10 protein-coding genes, 1 tRNA gene and 1 pseudogene are annotated in these 17,022 nt (G+C 52.7%); 3 read left to right on the top strand and 9 right to left on the bottom strand.

Translation table 11 applies throughout. From position 1 onward, the window contains the following. Positions 1–16: 16 nt before the first annotated feature. The 4 genes from HMPREF3120_RS10960 to HMPREF3120_RS10975 form a co-directional block, all read right to left on the bottom strand. Positions 17–1,114 carry a hypothetical protein gene (locus tag HMPREF3120_RS10960; protein WP_070453425.1) on the bottom strand — a complete coding sequence of 366 codons (1,098 nt, stop codon included), beginning with the start codon at positions 1,112–1,114 and terminating at the stop codon, positions 17–19. Between the two features lie 262 nt (positions 1,115–1,376). Continuing rightward, on the bottom strand, positions 1,377–2,192 hold the full coding sequence (locus HMPREF3120_RS10965) for a hypothetical protein (RefSeq protein WP_070453428.1): 816 nt from the start codon (positions 2,190–2,192) through the stop codon (positions 1,377–1,379). Between the two features lie 115 nt (positions 2,193–2,307). Then, positions 2,308–2,949 carry a hypothetical protein gene (locus HMPREF3120_RS10970; RefSeq protein ID WP_141739440.1) on the bottom strand — a complete coding sequence of 214 codons (642 nt, stop codon included), beginning with the start codon at positions 2,947–2,949 and terminating at the stop codon, positions 2,308–2,310. 27 nt (positions 2,950–2,976) lie between these two features. After that, positions 2,977–3,240, bottom strand: coding sequence for a hypothetical protein (locus HMPREF3120_RS10975; RefSeq protein WP_070453434.1), 264 nt, complete (start codon positions 3,238–3,240; stop codon positions 2,977–2,979). Between the two features lie 112 nt (positions 3,241–3,352). Between HMPREF3120_RS10975 and HMPREF3120_RS10980 the strand changes: the two genes are divergently transcribed. Then, positions 3,353–3,425 (top strand) — tRNA-Asn (locus HMPREF3120_RS10980). A 677-nt stretch (positions 3,426–4,102) separates the two neighbouring features. Here the strand turns inward: HMPREF3120_RS10980 and HMPREF3120_RS10985 are convergent. Continuing rightward, a pseudogene (locus HMPREF3120_RS10985) lies at positions 4,103–5,325 on the bottom strand (IS3 family transposase). A gap of 264 nt (positions 5,326–5,589) precedes the next feature. On the opposite strand from HMPREF3120_RS10985, the gene HMPREF3120_RS10995 reads away from it, so the two are divergent. Both HMPREF3120_RS10995 and HMPREF3120_RS12045 read left to right on the top strand, forming a co-directional pair. Continuing rightward, the gene (locus HMPREF3120_RS10995; RefSeq protein ID WP_070453442.1) at positions 5,590–6,471 is read left to right on the top strand and encodes a hypothetical protein; all 882 of its coding nucleotides are present in this window, start codon (positions 5,590–5,592) and stop codon (positions 6,469–6,471) included. Positions 6,472–7,398: 927 nt separating this feature from the next. After that, the gene (locus HMPREF3120_RS12045; RefSeq protein WP_167594455.1) at positions 7,399–8,961 is read left to right on the top strand and encodes an asparagine synthase-related protein; all 1,563 of its coding nucleotides are present in this window, start codon (positions 7,399–7,401) and stop codon (positions 8,959–8,961) included. 70 nt (positions 8,962–9,031) lie between these two features. On the opposite strand, the gene HMPREF3120_RS11005 is transcribed toward HMPREF3120_RS12045, so the two are convergent. The 4 genes from HMPREF3120_RS11005 to HMPREF3120_RS11020 all read right to left on the bottom strand — a co-directional run bounded on the left by HMPREF3120_RS11005 (position 9,032) and on the right by HMPREF3120_RS11020 (position 16,866). Further along, complete coding sequence (locus HMPREF3120_RS11005) at positions 9,032–11,512, bottom strand: glycosyltransferase family 4 protein (protein WP_070453447.1); 2,481 nt, start codon at positions 11,510–11,512, stop codon at positions 9,032–9,034. A gap of 141 nt (positions 11,513–11,653) precedes the next feature. Next, entirely contained in the window at positions 11,654–13,099 is a 1,446-nt protein-coding gene (locus HMPREF3120_RS12050) for an asparagine synthetase B family protein (protein WP_141739441.1), read from the bottom strand. A gap of 454 nt (positions 13,100–13,553) precedes the next feature. After that, positions 13,554–15,671, bottom strand: a complete 2,118-nt coding sequence (locus tag HMPREF3120_RS11015; protein ID WP_070453453.1) for a hypothetical protein — start codon at positions 15,669–15,671, stop codon at positions 13,554–13,556. A 10-nt stretch (positions 15,672–15,681) separates the two neighbouring features. Then, positions 15,682–16,866, bottom strand: coding sequence for a glycosyltransferase family 4 protein (locus HMPREF3120_RS11020; protein WP_210384518.1), 1,185 nt, complete (start codon positions 16,864–16,866; stop codon positions 15,682–15,684). Between the last annotated feature and the right edge of the window lie 156 nt (positions 16,867–17,022).

Here is a 17,022-nt window from a genome sequence, read left to right on the forward strand (position 1 = left end):
ACAAACGGCTACACCACTACACGGGACTTGACCTTTCGAGATTTCGCTTGATCGAAGGAGCGAGTAAAGCCTCATCAGGAATCAAAAAACGATTCTCCCGCTCTCGCACTAAAGGAAACTCAAATAGGGGACTTGACCCCTCAACAAGCATCGTGCCGACGTGCTTTTCAGGAAGCTCGGAAAGATTGATTGAAAAATCCTCCAGAATTTTTTGCACGACCGGTTCGGACTGGCCGGTGCTTTGAGCGACCTCTCTGGCGGAAAGCGTCACATCTTTGAAAGGCGGGGCAAACATGCGCGCCAACGCCCGCATTACTCGTTCAGCATCTTTGTCCGACAATTGAAACCGCTGGTTAAACAGATCAAGGAGCTGATCGGCAGCATTATTAAACCGGTCATCCGCCGAGTGCGCTAGCCAACCAAAGACCCTCTCAACGTCCCCAAAGGAATATGATCGATTGACCATGAGTAGCTCATCAATACTCGCCGCACTGAACAAGTCGTGGTTTATTTCCATCAGGACTGAACTGTAGGTGGACTCCCGAATCCACTGCCTGACCGCTGAATGACGCGCTGCTATCTGAGCTTGTGAGGACATCTGCCCAGTCTTGTTCAGTTGGAGGGCGGTGACTACCAATCGAATCTGCCGCATGATTTCAAAAAACTTTTCCGCTGCTTCATCCACCACTCCGTTACCGATAGCTGGTTCCGGAAAGCTATCTGCGTCTCTCACTTGAGCACCGCAGTAAAGCACAAGCGTTGCGGCTTCCACCAAGGAGATCGAATAATCTCGTCCTTCATTCAGTCGCTGGTACGAAAGCTGGTTACGGGCATTCACAAACGACAGCATGCGCATGACCCCAATCACGCGCGCTGGGTCATAGTTTCCTGCTAGCTCTCGGAATTGTTCGATTAAGCTATTTAACTTTGATTCTAGGAAACTGCGTTGATCTGTCGATTCATCGTAGTCCTCGGTGATTCGACCGAGCATTTCGAGTTGGTGCTCGATTGTCCACAACTCAGGATTCTCAATCAAAGCTGCCGCTCGGCGCTCCTCGTCCTTACGCGAGCGAACCAGGGCCTTGGTTCGCTGCTTCGACTTCCGATAAGCCATTAATCACGCCCTGTCTTTTAGCGCTGCCGCCGTGTACCCAATCGAAATTCTTCGGCTAAATCATGCATTGAGCTGCTAGCTTCCTTGATCTTCTCATACATGGCAAGCAACTTTTGGTTGGGCAGCTTAAGCATTCAGTTTGCTTCAACTTCGGGTTAAGTAGCAAAAAGTGTGTCCGCCCCGCGACACGTGGAGCGGACACACTTTTTGCTACTTAACCCACGAGCGACCTACTGGCCAATCTCAAACCGCCAGTTGCGAACTACCACACCCGCGGCGTACCGATAACTACACCACCGTGGGCGTTCATTTGAGATCCATCGGCTTCCATGCCGACGATCTCAACTCTGATGTTCTTCCCACGTTCGGTGAACTTGTGCTCAACGTACTGTGGCTTCCCCGCAGTAATCTCGACGTTCTTGACAGTCTTGCCATCAACACGGAAAATCAGCACTGCCTTTGCAGGCACCGGACGCGAGCGGCCATTGCCTTGGTCTTGAATTCCGACCACGGCACCAAATGCGTCGATTTCGTCGCCAGCAAATTCGAAATACCTTGTTCCCCATCCGCTGAAGATGCCGGTAGTTACAAGAGAGTCCATGTAGGTTTTCCCACCGAGTGAAAATGGGCCAAAACCTTGCATGTCATCTGCTCCGACTCGCAGGTCAGAGAGCAGCTTTCCCTTTTCGTATTCAGGCGATGTCTTAACCGTGACGGGGATGGTGCCGAAGTCTTCGCCCAAGCACGAGCTCAGCTCCGTCGCCGAAACCTCCGAGCTACCGCAATCCTTCGAGCGTGCAACTAGAGCGGCGATTGCCACCGCTGCACCAATCGTCACCTGCACTGCGAGAGCGCCCGCCTCAATCATCGAGTAGCGCTTGCCGAAAACGACGACATGCTGTCCGTCAACATAGAACGGGTTAGACATGTCCAGGCGCGGTGTTGCATATGGAGCGGCAACGTCTACCACTTTCGCCCCGCCAATCTGTGCCTGGGCAGGTGCGACACTTGTTCCACCAAACACAAGAGAGCAGGAAAGCGCAATTGCGATTCCTGCCCTGGTTTTATGTGAGGCCATTAGCTGGTTCCTTCCACAGAGATATCTACGATCATTCGCAGATTACCCTAAGGAAGTTACTAATATCCAGTATTTCTTCTGGAAATATTAGATTTCAGCGAGCTTAAAGACGCCCCTACACCCCAATCTCCGCCGGCGTACACACCGGCACCTCACGCATGAACGCCTCCGGCGCACCCTGCTGGCGCAGTTTGATGCCGTTGTAGCACGCCTGCGTCATGCCCGTCCGCTTCGTGCCATCCGCCGGAATCTTGGCCCACTTGCCGTCCGTGTTCTTGAAGAACAGGATCCAGTCCGTCCCCTTCGCACCCGCAACGGCCCACTTGCCGTCGCAGAAGTTCACGGTCGTACCGAACCCCGCCGGCCACTCCGGCACAACCGCGTCAAACGCGCTTGGCGAGCACGAGTTCCCCGCCGGTTTCGCATTCTGCTTCGGCGCAAGCGCAGGCACCGACAGTGCCGACGCGATCGCCGCTAGCCCACCAAGCACCTGAGCGTTGAGCGGCTCCGGTAGTTCCAGCCACCCCTGCTGTACCGCAACCGCCCCACCAATACCAACGGCTGCCAGGACACCCAGCGAGATGCCCACAATGGCGCCATTGCTTAACGACGACCCCTCATCCCCCGCCGTACCTTCCTCCCGAGTAACAGCGCTATCGCTTTGCGAGTCGCTACTTTCCGCAAACGCATACGGAGCAACAACAGCAGAGGTGGATACGGCGGCAGCGACGCCGAGAGCAAGCATCGGTTTCTTCATGTCGTCCACCCTACTCACCATCACCGCTTATGTCGCGGGAAATAGCGCAATTCCCCACACCCCAAGCGCAACCGCCGCAGCGATGAGCAACCACCACACCACCCCACGAGGCCGCCGAAACCAGCGATCCGCCACAAGCCACACCACCGACGGAATAATCAGCGCCAGGGCCAAGAACGTCAGCGCCCGCCAATCCTCAAAGCGCGGCGCTGTAAACAAGAACACGACACCCAGCCCAATCAGGCCACCAGCAAGTGCGTGTGGACGAACCCCACCAACAGGAATAATCATAACCGCCACATTAACGCACAATTACCCATATTGACCAGGCGATTTTGCACCTACAACAATCCACGCTATTGTTATCTCTCGTTGCACAGCAATGAGCAACATAACAAAATATTCCTCCATAGCTCAGTTGGCAGAGCATTCGACTGTTAATCGAAGGGTCACTGGTTCGAGCCCAGTTGGAGGAGCAGCAAAACGCCCCGCTCTCCGCATGCGGGGCGTTTTGGCGTTCATCACGGGTCAAACGGGGGTTAAGGCGGGTTAAGGCTCAAAAGTGTGTCTACTATCGGCGTGTCGCGGGGGTTAGATGTGGCCCTTTTGGATGTTGCGACCGCGTTTCTGGTAGCGGCGGTGTGACTTTCCGGTAGTGATTCAGTGGGTATCGGGTAGCAGTGTCGGCTGTGGGTTCTTGGTACCGGTGCTCCGAAGACTCGGTACTGCCCCGTCCCGAGTAGTTGGTACCGCCACCGTCACCAGAGCCGAGCCACCTGTCGCAGCCCGGCTGTATGAACTAGTACTAGTTGTCGTTCAGGTCTACTGGGACAGGAGCCTTGCGCACGGTGAAGTTTTTAAGCGGATTCGGTGACTGCGGTGTTGCAGCCGGAAATTCGGCAGCGGTGTTCGCGATCTTCCGGTGACGGTTTGGTAGGCCTCCTGGCAGCTCAGAACGCTCTGGGTCTCTCCCACGGAGCCACCATCACGTTGGTGGCTCGGTATCGGGACGGCATTGCATCTCGCGAGCAGGTCTCCAGACGGTTCCTTCCAAGCGGGAGCTGACAACGCAGACACAGGCCACCGAACGACGGTACTTCCAGCATCAACAATGGGAGAAAACTGAAGCGTCCAGGGTTTGGTTCCGCTTCTTTTATGGCCTTGTGTTGATGGGCTCGGTGAGATAATACTCGGTTTCTATTTCCTGTGGGGTGGCGTAGTCCAAGGCTTCGTGAAGGCGTTTGGTGTTCCACCAATGCACCCATCGCAAGGTGGCAAGCTCGACTTCGCCGACCGACGTCCACAGGCCGTGCGCATGGATAAGTTCAGCCTTGTAGAGACCGTTGACCGTCTCCGCCAGCGCGTTGTAATAGGAATCGCCAACGGTGCCGACACTCGGCCGGATTCCGGCTTCAGCTAAAGCGGCGGAGTACTTCAACGACACGTACTGACTTCCCCGATCACTGTGGTGTACCAGCTGATCGCCATGGATTCGACCGGCAGTTGTTAAAGAATGTTCCAAAGCCTCCATCGGCAGCGCATCGGTACGCATCGTAGAGCGTGTGGCAACACCGACTATTTTGCGGCTGTAGACGTCAGTGACAAACGCTGTGTATGCAAACCCTGACAGGGTGCGAACGTAGGTAATGTCGGTCACCCAAAGCCGTCCAGGTGCTGTTGCACGAAAGTTTCGCTCTACCAAGTCCGGGCGATGATCCGGTGTCTTGGCACTGATCGTAGTTATCGGGATTCGTCCACGTCGCCGACCAGAAACACCTGCAAGCTTCATCAAGCGTGCAGTATTGTCACGGCCGGCATGAAAGCCTTCGCGGTTCATCGCGTGCCACATCTTGCGGATGCCTTGGACCGAGAAGTTTTCCGCATGCACGCGTTGAATCTCTGGGATAAGCAGACTATCGCTTAACGCTGTCGCACTCGGGACACGAGTAGTGGCTTTGCGGTAGCCGCGAGAAGTGATGAATCCACGATCTGCCGGTTTCAAAACACGGCAGATGGCCTCGAACCCAAACTGATCTTTGTGCGCGTCGATGTAGGCGATCATTTGGTCGTGGGTCGGTCGAGTTCCGCCGCGAAAAAGTCGAGGCAGTCTTGAGGATTGCGTTGGCTCGTTTCAACTCGCGTTTTTCTGCGCAGCCGCTTAAGCTCTTCTTCCAAGGTTTCACCACCTGAAGGCAAAGCCTGCTCGTTGACTGCGATGCTGTCGCGGTATCAAGCGCGCAACGTGTGGTGGGACACGCCAAGAAGCTCTCCGACTTCCTCGTAAGCGCGTTGCCGTGAGCACGACTCCAAACGGATCATCTCAACGACTTGATGAACCGCCTTCTCCCTGAATTCGACGGAATACTTTCTGGGCATAATGCCAATCCTTCCTTAGCAGAGGTAGGAACTAAACCCAGGACGCTTCATGGCCCGTACTTAACTGGAACCCGCGTCCCTCTAATGCGATGCGATACGTGAACCTAAAGGGCAACGCCTGCCCCCAGAGATGACGACTTGATTTTGCAGCCCGTCTACTCCTTCTTTCTGTGCTGAAGCAGTTAAAAAGCTTTCGCTCGGGACGGAGAGCGATGCCTCCAACCGCTATTTACCCTGGAGGAGGAATGCTGTAGTGTTCTCAGAATGCTTAGACGAGACCTGTCACGTTTCGAAAACGTTTGCTCGTATCGGAACTTGGGCGACTTTTTTGCGTCTTCGCCCGATGCCGAGTTCATCACTGTCGAATACGGCGACAGTGAGTTGGATCTTCTTCACATTGATCGCGGGGCAGATACAACAATAGTCTGCTTTCACGCTGCACTCGCGCATGGGAAAGTATCTTCCTACCCGCTCTTCTCCGCTCTAAACGTTACCTCTGGGTTCAATGTAAATGTCATTTGCATTTCCGATCCCGTCCTATCAATGGGTCTCAGCCTTGGGTGGTTTGCGGGCACGAGATCACAACCTCTGCAAAGAGATCTGCCAAACGTCATTCGCCACCTTCTCAGTAGCTACGAAAAGAAGCAGCGCGTAATTTTCTTTGGAGCTTCGGGCGGCGGATTTGCAAGCCTCTTCTACTCTCACGGTTTTCCAGGTTCCATTGCACTGGCCATGAATCCACAAACAGACATCGCTGAATACAATCCCGACGTGGTCGCCGACTACGTCGAGACTGCCTGGGGGCAGTCGAGCCTTGAGTCGCTACCTATCGTTACCGATTTAGGCGAGTTATACCGAGACGGTTTCCCAAACACTGTGTACTTCATGCAAAATGTTTTTGATGGTCATCACCGCGACCGGCACGTCGCCTATTGGATGCGGAAGATTCCTGCCGAATCCAACAGGTTGAATCTGCTTATGGACGATTGGGGGCAAGGCCACGTCCCACCACCTATATCTCTAATTGAGTCCACTATCGGCGCAATTATCGCAAATGACCACGAGAAACTGGCATCTTTTGGTTTTGTCACCGCACCGGCGGTTGATGAACCAGCGCGACAGTTCCTTTCCCGCCGGAGTACGTAAATGCCACGGCCGCTTCTTCTCGCAACAACCCCACCGCAGTGGTAGGTGGCCCAACAATCCTGATTACACTCACAGACTTCTCCCCTGGCCACTACGACGGCGGGAATGCTATTTGCGACGATAGATATTCCAGTCACTTGTGCGTAGTAAATGCGGCCGAAACCGCATGAGTCGTTATAGCAAGCGATGCTGTCATTATTCGCCTTGACCTGAAGTATCGCTAAGGCGCCGACAGTTCTGTGATGGCTTTCTTACCGGTGTGCACTAGAGAAGAGCTTGGTCAGCCCCGTGTCGGGATCGGAAAGGGATCCCGCTTCATAGATGATATGCGAATTCACCTTCATAACTGACCGCTCGTTAAAGCTAACAAAGTCGCGGATCGGCGGTGAGTAGTAGCCAGGTGCGTAAAGAGCGATCATTCACTCTGCCTGAGCTGTTAGCAAGTCGCCAGTCTCGAGGCCGAAAAACTCCACTCTAGCTGACCGAACGGCTTCAAAGACTTTCGGCCTATCCGCACATACCCCAAGGAATAGTGGGTCTTTCAAGTACGCGCCATTCGTCATGAGGGCATGACAACTAACTATTCTGTCCCGTAACTTCCTACGAAGTGTAGGCTACCAGCACGCGACGGGTGGCAAAAGATAGACTGCAGGCATGATCTTTTTCGCGCTATTCCCCAAATCATCTGCAGCGAACGACCAGAACAGTCTCACTTCGCTCGCAGAGACGGTTTGTCGGTCCTTTGCCCCGTTCTTAGGTCCTCGCTATTCGCGGACTGCGATATACGACCACGACATCACGACAACCGGGGGTCTCTTAATTAGATTTGAGCCTTCGGCGCAGCAAAATCAGCCCTTCCACCGCGTACGAAAAGGGCGTTGGGCAGTCGCGACGAGCCCCAACGTCGTCGACGAGATCCTTACTTGTGTGACCAGCAAGACTGGCAGATTGCGTTACGAATCTTCCGTGTGGGGTTCATACGCTACTTTGGTCGGTGATAAGGGAACAGATCGTATCTACGGTTGGGCTACTGTACCGTCCCTCGAAACCCTCCACTATGGGCAATCCGATCAATTCATTGTTGTATCGAATCGACCTCTTCTCGCAGCGCTGACACTCAATGACGGTTCCCTGCACCGGATCCAACTGGATGACAAGTATGCATTAGAGTACCTCAATTTCGGCTACTCGGTTTCAGGGGTTACTCCCTTTCACGGGGTCACTACTTTGCCACCACGCTCGAGTCTGCAAATTGCCGGAGGGTCCCTCTCTATAGGAGCTGCGCCCGAAGAACCGGAATTGACGATTGAGGAGAGCAAGGACAGATGGTCCGAAGGTGTACCTGAGTTAGTCAACGCCTTTAAAGCATCCGTTCAACGGTCCGTTGCTAATCGTTCGACTGATTCGGTTCAGCTACGATTGAGTGGCGGACTTGATAGTCGCCTAATGCTTGGTCTTTTCAAGGATATCGAAGGAATCGAACTAACTGCGGTTACCCAGGGCAGTAAAGACTCTCAAGAAGTGATGGTTGCGGCCGAACTCGCAGAGCGGGCCAAAGTCAGTCACTTGGTTGTCGTCCCAAGCCCTATTGATCCCAGTAGTTGGATCAATTCTTTGGCGGGGAGCATCAGAGAATCGCAGGGAATGATTCCGTCTGAAAGTCTCGTCGCTCCGTACAAGAGCGCCGCGCCATTATCGCCTGGTGAAAATCTGGTAGCAGGACAATGGCCATTATTCAAAGGCGTTCTAGATAAAGCTGCGAATAACTCTTTGGATCGCGTCCGTGCAACTTTTTCCCGAATAGACGCGCAGCTACTGAACCCCGAGTTAAATGTGTACACCCAAGACGTTTTTGGTCAATGGTTAAGCTCCGTTGCTGCGCTATCTAATCTTGAGCTTTTGTACATGCACGGCTACGACCTCCGCTCATCTCGCTATTTGCAACCACACAGTATCCAAATCGACAGAGAATCGCAGGTGATGTACCCATTCTGCGATAGCGAAGTGGTTGCCGCCGCTAAGTCTTTGCCCACGATTAACCGCATGCAAAACATTTCCGCTTTTCTTGCTCTTCGAGAGATTTGGGAAGAGTCCCTAAAGGTCCCGCACGCATATGGGAAGGGCTTCCGTTTCGAGGCTAATCAACCTCTGAGTGGCGTCTCAGGGCCCGATTATGAGGCTCGATACGGCGCTCCCCGGCCCTATAACGGCCCGGTCTGGAAGCAGAGCGAAAACGGACCGGACTTTTCGCGCTACTTCACGAATCCGATCGGCGACACCGCAGCTTGGATTGTTCGGCACACCGAGTGGGAGGATGTCAAGGCCCTGCTCTCCGACGAGTTTTCGCAGTCGATAGAGAGAGTTGCTGGCTCTCCCTCGAACGTGGTCACGGAGCTTTTCCCAGTTCGAGCAGGGCGAAAAATCTTCAACCTGCGTCTTCAGCGGGTTGCCCTAGTCTTGCTATGGCGTACAAAGAGCTGGCTTGAGTAAACTTCTACATTGAGGTATTTGAACGCAGGGAGACCGCCATTTGGCGGCCTTCCCATCTCAATACCCTCCTCTATTGCGAAAATGCGCGAGACGTCAGACTCTGCCTAAAATTGAGGTAATCGTCCGGGGCAGGAGTCTCAATTCGACCGGACAGAACAAGTCGGAGATTTATGGCCACTAGGTCGTAGGGGGTAGGCACATAAGGTGGAGCAACGTCCAACTTTTCAACTACCTGCGACGAATACTCGGCAAGCACTGGTATCCGAGCTGCAAATGCACTTTCCGTGAGACTATCCCAAACTCCTCCACTTAAGGAGTCGATAAAGACGGAAACTTCTGCTGGCGTTTTTGCATCCGAATACTCAACGAAATCAATCATTGGATAGTCCAACTTCAGTTGCTCAAGAACCTCAATTTCAGACGCAGATCGCTCAGCAGGACCGATCATAACAACCACGCGCCCCTCGTCGTTTGACTGTTTTATGAGCGGAGTAGCATTCACCTCGCCTGGCAACCAAATAGAACTCGACGAAGCGACGAGGATGCTCGGTTGATCGGATATCAATGTAGAACACCGTGTCTCGCTAATCTCGATGGCTCGGGTTTTCATCTTCTCGGCACGTGCACTGCTGTTGCTATGCGCCGGGGCCTGTTCACGAGCGATGGAGTCTGCTTTCAAAATATCGCTCGCCGTGGTCCAGTTATAAAAACCGATACCAGCCTTCTCGAGCTGTCTACTGAGATTCTGCCCTACTCCCATTGCTTCGACGAACAACGGTTCAAAATCAGTTGCCACAAGAACGTCAGCCATAGACACTAGTTTGCGCCAAGTTTTGAAAGTCTCCTCAGCAGTACCAATTGCGGGTCCGAGGGTCCACCATTCCCCGTCCTCATCCTGCAGATAGATCTGCGACTTTTTAGCTAGCGCGACTCGCTGGGAACTGGCATGCATCGCTAAGAACAAGGGCGCCAGCTTCTTCGATCTCGCACGGGAAAATACCGCACCGGCCTTCACAAGCCCAAAATCCTCACTGCTTTCCGCTTGCTGCTGACTCTTTGGTGGCTCATGCGCTACTCGGCTCCACGCCTTCGCGAGAACAACTTCTTGCCTCTCCCACGTGTGCTCGTCGCGGATCTTCGTCACGTTCAATTGCAATTGCGGAAGGTCTGCGAGCGCCCTTTTGATGGCCTCAGCCATCGACCGCGGATCATTTGCGTCATGGGTTTCTCCAATTGAGTGTTTGCGGATGAAAGTCCCCTGCGCTTTAAGATCACTTCCCACAATCGGCAATCCCGCAACAATATATTCGCGAATCTTTGTCGCCAGTGCCTGCTCATGAGCAGGCGTACTGTACAAGGGGCTCAACCCAATATCCGCCGAAGAAATATAGCTGGTCACATAGCTGGACGGAACGTAGTCAACGATGCGGACCCGGTCAGAGACCTTAAATTGAGCAGCCAGATTGAAAATCTGATTTCGCGGCTTGAGATCCTTTGATCCGACAAATGCCAAATGAAGACTTGGAATCTTGGACACCGCTTCCACCGCGTCGTAGATACCACGTCGTTCGGCCAGTTTGCCCACGTACACGGCCAACGGAGCACCGTCTGGAATCCGGAGTTCCTCCCTCAACGATTGTCGATCGGGATCGTGATTCAAAACGTGGGCAGCAAGAGGTGCGTTTTCTACAACGAACGGTTTTGCACTCAAGTGGTGGCGATTTGCCAAAGACTCTGCGAGATCATTCGAAACCGTGATTACTGCGTCGGCCTGGTGAATCATTTCCGATTCTAGGCTCAGCCACCCATATCTATGTTGAGCGGGGCCACTAAACCGCTGACCGGGAAGAAACTCATGCGCATCATAGATCCAGGGCACCTCAATTCCTTTTTCGCGCATTTCGTCCGAGTACCGAACTGCCGCCGACATTGGATGTCTGTCATGGACATGAATTATGTCAGGCTCAATCAGACGTAACGCGGAGAGAAAGGCCTCCTCGAATCCAGGAATCTGGGGCCACAGGTTCTTCCACTCACCTGGAATTGCACTCTTACGCCAACTGCTTGCATTTTTCGCGTTTACTGTTGCACGAAGCATGCGCTGATACTGTTTTCGAATTGGCTGGGTCGCACGGTGAATGCACTGTTCCCAGTCATGCGTCGGCTGCGACGGGGCCCTAAACCTCTCAGGTGCCAAGAGGTGGGGCAACGCCTTGGCGGATTCCAACTCCGCCGATAATTTGGAGAATTTCACCTCCCAGCCACGAAGGACATTATTGAATTCCTGTTGCTTTCGATCAATGAAATCTTCCGCAGGCTCAGCCTCGGTATTCAGTGTCCTGCGCCACGCGGTATATTCAGAGAAATCTGGAACTGGCCTGAAGATCGGTATCGATTGGTATGAACCAAACTGGGGAACGGTTTTATTCTTGATTCCGACCAAATAGACATCGTGACCTAAGTTCTTGGCAGAAACGGCTGCTTTTTCGACACGTGAATCACCTTCAACCGCATTCCCAACCAGCATTGCCATTTTGCGTCGTTCGGCCATACTCTCTCCGCACTCTCCAGCCACTCTTACTGCAGACTACTTGCTTCCTGCAAGCTTTTGCTCATGCAAGTATAGTCTGCAGACGAAACGGTGGAAGATCTTGCCCTACGGTGGTGGCGAGTGGATCCTTGGATCCTAGCTCTACAGCCACGCACCTTCAGCCCACATTGCTGCGAGGGCCAAACGCGACAACGCCACTCTTTTGCTCTTCTTCTCGACGTAACTGGTAAACAGGCTCGCCGATCGGCTTGGCCCAGCTGCCACCACAGTCTCAACAAGTTGAACAGTAGAAGAGTCCAGCATCGGTCTGAGTTTTTGCCAAACAGAGCTCTGCGCTACATACTCAGCTGCATAAAACTCAATTGCCCCCATAACCTTGGCAAAATCAGTCCCTTTATAGACAGGCTCGTGGACGAAACCTGTAAATGGAGAAGGTTCGCCCCTCCTGTTCTTGAAAGACAGTCCAGATACGCCTGCTAGCGGACCATTCGCCTCAAAACGTAGAGTTTTGGTCGTGTTAAGTGGCACCGTTAGCGCCTCCGGCCAAATCTGCTGAAGCGCGAAGAAACTCACATAGTTCGGCGCGCGGTTTTCGATCGGGATCGCATCACTTAAAGCAGTAACTTCAGAATCTGCCATTGGGTAACTCACCTGGCAATCTCGGTCCGTTTGGCTAGTTTGCGCCTCAAGGTAGCGACTCGACCGCATATCTCGCGCAAAGTTATATAGGACCTCCGCGTTGGAGACCGCAACCATAGAGCTCAGCCACCTCTCAAGGACATCCGAGCAGTACTCTGAGAGTTCATCGTTCACTAAACCACTCCCGCGGGTGAAAATCCGATAAAGCACTTCGTTTTCATCAGTAGTTGGGACGCTGTCCAGATACCCTTTAAACAGAGGCCATTGACCGAGGGTGATTGCGCCCCCGTTTGAGGACGGGTTAGTGGGAGAGAAAGGCGCCACAAGAGACTCCGAGGGAATCAGCCCGCCACTGTCTTTAATGGACTTAACGAGCGACGAGAGGTAGTCGAAACGGACCAGCGGTTCCGGCGCCTTGATCACGTGAGACACTCCCGCCATTGATGCGAGTTGGGAAGCTATTGCAACTTCTTTGTCGCTAGCAACCCCATGAGTTACACACTTAATTTCGTCGAAATCTGTTTTCGAAAAGAGGCCTAACAGAAACCTCGAGTCCAATCCCCCACTGAGCCTAATTTGCAGATCTCCATAAGATGATCGCGCGTAACACCGGCTGGCAGCATTTTCTAGAGCAGTAGCTAATTCAGGCGCTGCGTACCGGCGAGGATCCGACTGTTGATCAATCTCCGGTGTCGATTGGATAGGCGCAGCAACAAACGTAAAGCTCCTGCCGCTAATTGATAGAGCAGAACGCGATGGGAGTGTTGTCACGCTCTGGAACGGCGAGATTCCGGAAATCGAATAGCCGAATTCTAGGTACTCCGCCAGATACGCATGGTTAAGGTCCTCAATGCGGACTCGTCGTTTCAGTTCAGCGAGTTTGCAAATGATAGGCCGATTGCTGATTAGAAAGTGTTCCTGGGAATCGCAGAAATAGATGGGGTCCATAGCAGGGACTGTGTTCCATGCCAGAACTCGTTTAGCACTCGAATCTCCGTAAACTGTCGCAAATGAACCCCAAACTGGTTCACTAAAATACGCAGCCCCTGCACGAGATCTAAGGTTTCGCGCCAAGCGAGATGCAGTTTGATTCGCGGAAGAAACACACCACCTGCCGCCAGTCTTTGCAAAAGTGTCGTAGTCTTTCCCATTGGCGGCATGCCATTCTGCGATCCAAGCACCGCTGGGGTTGAGATCGGTGTGGACTACGGGGGTCTTCGCATATCGCGGTCCTAGAAACAGGTCGCTGTTACGATTTAGCGCTTCGAGAGTTGATTCCCTATCCTTACTAGTTTCTGCATTATACTTGGGAATTTTAACGATAGACAGCGACACTCTTCTACCCTCTAGATCAACTTGAATTACGTTCTTCCCACGGTTCAGTGGCTAAGGCTTTAAGCCTTTAGGGATCCTCGCGGTCGGCCACTTGGGCGAGCTTCCTAGCTGTTGAAAGACGGTTAGCCCAGGAATGCTCGTGCCAAATCGAATTCCAATCGGCACCACCGTGGCCGAATAACTTGAGCTGTATCAGAGTTTCAGCCAAGCTCGTTACATCAGCTTCACACGGTATAACCACACCGCTTGGCCCGAAAAACCTTTCAACAGGCGATCCGCTGAATGCGAGGAATCGCAGCCCTTTCTCTATGTAGGAAACAGACTTATAAGGAAACGCTTGACTAGCATAAGCTGATTCAAGCAACAGCACCCCAACAGTCTCCTGCGTTCTAGGTTCATAGCTGTCGAAGTCCCCGTTAAGAATCCTGATGTCGGGATGGTCTGCAATTCCACGTTGCAGCAACTCATCCAGAAGAATGTGCTGTTCAGCGGGGCGTACCAGAAAGTCAAATAGTAGAGATCTGTCACTCAGTCCTTGATCTTCGGAAAGTAGGTATTGCGCCACCGCGTCTAAATAGCTGGGCATCTTGTACGCACTGCCGATGCCGCCTGAATAGAGTAGTGTGACGCCAAGCTCCTCGCCTTCAATCCTTACGCAGTTTGCATGGTTTACTCCCGGCGGGAGTTCATCATTAGTAAATTGCACGTCGATTTCGCGGGCCACGAGCTGGTTGAAGAGCCGCGCACTTTCTTGCGAAGGACTGAGAATTGTACCAAAAGAACGGCTTATCCGTTCTAGCTCGAATTTTCCAGCAGCCCTTGCTTCCTGCGTACTTCCGCGCGAAACAATCTCTTCATCCAACCAATGCAAGTCGCGAACAAACCAAGCGGATGGGGTTGCTTGGCGAGCAGACAAGTGATCTAAAAGGCGATATAGCATGATAATGCTATCTTTCGCTCTAACCGGATTCGTCGAATTCTCCCCATACACGAAATCGCACCTCATACCACGTGAGACATATTCGCGAACTAGCTTTTCTCGACGCGCTAACACTCGTTGTTCAAAATTGAGTTGGATGGTGAGCGAGTCTTCTGACAACGCCAGGAACATATTCCGAATGCGTTGCGGGCGGGCTCCATCGGATCGGTTCTCAACTGCAGCGACGCTTGGAAAAAGTGAAAAGCTTCCGACGTCGCCGTAGTCTTCCCAAAACCATGGGACCTTCGTGCCTTCAAGGACGCTATCAAGAATCTCCCAGAAGGGACGCCCAACATCGATCTTGGGATCGATGTCAACTGGAGTCACTACCCGTTCAGGACTAATCAAACGGTAGGCCCACGTGGACGGGCTACCAACCACTACCCTCCGCAATGTTCGGGATGTCAAGCTTGCGCCAACCGTAGGGCGCACGACGATCGGATGCGGAGAATCAACGATCCCCGAGTAAGCTGCGACGCTATCCGCATCATCGTCCCAGAAATAGAGATGCGAGACCCCTCTCAGTCGAAGGGACACGGTACCCGAGTAGCTTCTAGAGGCCATAAAGTCCTTGTACCAATAGAAGGCATTGGACTCCATAAAACGAAGAGACACACCAAGAATGTCGACAACTTCTTGAAGCGCCACGATCGACGGCTCCAGCCGTAAGTCTTCGAGCTTGCGCTGCCGAGAGTCATATACGACAGCTACATCTCCGCTTGCGGAGGTGAACGGAGAGAGATCCAATGAGTTCTTAGCCGGATTCCAAAGAAACTGGGGAATTGTGGATCCGTGAGAAATAGCCTTTGTCATATCCCACTCGTTCATCAAAACAAGCGCTTCAGAAGCTTGACAAATGCTCTTGAATTGGACCACACGTTTACGGTTGCGACCACTAAAATCCAGATCGCCGTGCATCAAAACAGTTAAGAGCTTTACGCCCTCGAAGCGCTCAAGCGCAGTAACCGCAGCCTCAAACCCAAGCGCGACAACTAGATTCGGTAGAGATTCGGCGCCTGAATTATAAAAACGCTGCCGAATGAGTGAACTTACTCCCGGGGCCCAGGCTGGGGAGGTTAATTCTGGACCAAGAAAACGGTCCTCACGTTGGAAGTGCACGGAAGGCACCAACTGAAGGGCTTTCAGCTCATCCAACAGAAAACCTAAAATCGGGGAAATCCGATCAGTTGTAATCAGAATGTTCATTACAAACCCTTCAGCGCGTCATTAATTCGATTTCGCGAGCTACCGTTGCCTCCGCACCATTTAAATCTGCGCTTCGTTGGGCAGCGGCACGAGACATGGCCGAGAATAATTCTGGATCTCTAGCAACACGTAAGTACTCCTCAACCGCCGTTTCCACTTCGTCCTCCGCAAAGAGAATAGAGCAGCTGCTATCAGCAAACTCGGGAACCGCAGTCACCGGGCAAGTAATGGGCACAAGACCAGACGACATTGCCTCGTCACGTGAAACGCCCTGAGTATCGAATCTCGTGGGGACGATAAACATGCCAAATCTCTTGTGAAGATCCGCAATCTCCTCTTGTTTAATGAAATCCCGTCGCACGGTAACAACTTCATCGTCACGAAATTCATCGAATTCGTTGAAGTACTGACCATCTCCCACGATCAGAACTTCAAGATCTGCCCAGACAGGGGTCAGTTTCAGCTGGCGTAGGAACTCGGCGGCGATGTCCGCACCGTAGTTGTGGGCGTTAGCACTACGGACCCAAAGCAACTTGAATCGTTGCTGGGGATCCTTCTTCTCGTAGGCGAAAATCCGCGTGTCGACAAAGTTGTGAATAACTTCGCTGTTTTCTGAGCCGAAGTACACGCCCAGGTCATCCATGGCAGCTTCACGCCACCAGTCCGATACGAAAATAAACCTGTCTACGTTTGAGTTGACGATTTCTTTCCATACATCCTCAGTCCGGAGACTGCGCTCAATTCGAGCATTCAGCATGGCGACATCACGGATCCCGTAGGGCAACCTGGACCAATTCCTAGCCTCGTATCCGTGAATATAGAAAACTAGGTTCGCCGAATCGCGGATGTTTCCCTTGAGAACTTTCCACATCTCGGAGTTTGGGAAATGGACACTCACAGATGCGTATTCACGGGTGGAAATGAGGCCGGCTAGTTCGTTGACGTATCCGGCAAGTACTTTCACTCCGTCAAAATCGTACACGTCTGGTCGAACACGTTTGCCAAAAGCAACGACGTCGACTTCCAACCCCGCTTCTTGATAAAATTTTACGCGGCGATGCACAAAACCATTGGCGTACCGCTTCTCCTTCGACGGGTACTCGTTTGCGATAACAAGATGGCGTTGTCCCATCTCCTGTTTCGAGGTTTCACGAAGAAATTGTCGAGTAAAGCAGTATCGCTCTTCGCTCTCCAAGAGCTCTCCGGAGGGCAATTCAAGGCCTGGCCCCACCGTAAAGGTCTTACGGTGGGATTTTAAGTACTCGTTTTCTAGATAGAGTCTCGTGACGAGATCATCGTCTGAGTAACTAGGGGCAATTATCGACCGAGGGAGTGGGAGGTCGAAGTTCGG

Origin of the sequence: Corynebacterium sp. HMSC11D10 (assembly GCF_001806995.1) — a bacterium.
Classification (GTDB): Bacteria; Actinomycetota; Actinomycetes; order Mycobacteriales; family Mycobacteriaceae; genus Corynebacterium; species Corynebacterium coyleae.

What these genes read in the sequence shown, in the direction of transcription:
- HMPREF3120_RS10960 (WP_070453425.1), bottom strand. Translation starts at nt 1,114, where the DNA reads ATGGCTTATCGGAAGTCGAAGCAGCGAACCAAGGCCCTGGTTCGCTCG.
- HMPREF3120_RS10965 (WP_070453428.1), bottom strand. Translation starts at nt 2,192, where the DNA reads ATGGCCTCACATAAAACCAGGGCAGGAATCGCAATTGCGCTTTCCTGC.
- HMPREF3120_RS10970 (WP_141739440.1), bottom strand. Translation starts at nt 2,949, where the DNA reads ATGAAGAAACCGATGCTTGCTCTCGGCGTCGCTGCCGCCGTATCCACC.
- HMPREF3120_RS10975 (WP_070453434.1), bottom strand. Translation starts at nt 3,240, where the DNA reads ATGATTATTCCTGTTGGTGGGGTTCGTCCACACGCACTTGCTGGTGGC.
- HMPREF3120_RS10995 (WP_070453442.1), top strand. Translation starts at nt 5,590, where the DNA reads ATGCTTAGACGAGACCTGTCACGTTTCGAAAACGTTTGCTCGTATCGG.
- HMPREF3120_RS11005 (WP_070453447.1), bottom strand. Translation starts at nt 11,512, where the DNA reads ATGGCCGAACGACGCAAAATGGCAATGCTGGTTGGGAATGCGGTTGAA.
- HMPREF3120_RS12050 (WP_141739441.1), bottom strand. Translation starts at nt 13,099, where the DNA reads ATGGACCCCATCTATTTCTGCGATTCCCAGGAACACTTTCTAATCAGC.
- HMPREF3120_RS11015 (WP_070453453.1), bottom strand. Translation starts at nt 15,671, where the DNA reads ATGAACATTCTGATTACAACTGATCGGATTTCCCCGATTTTAGGTTTT.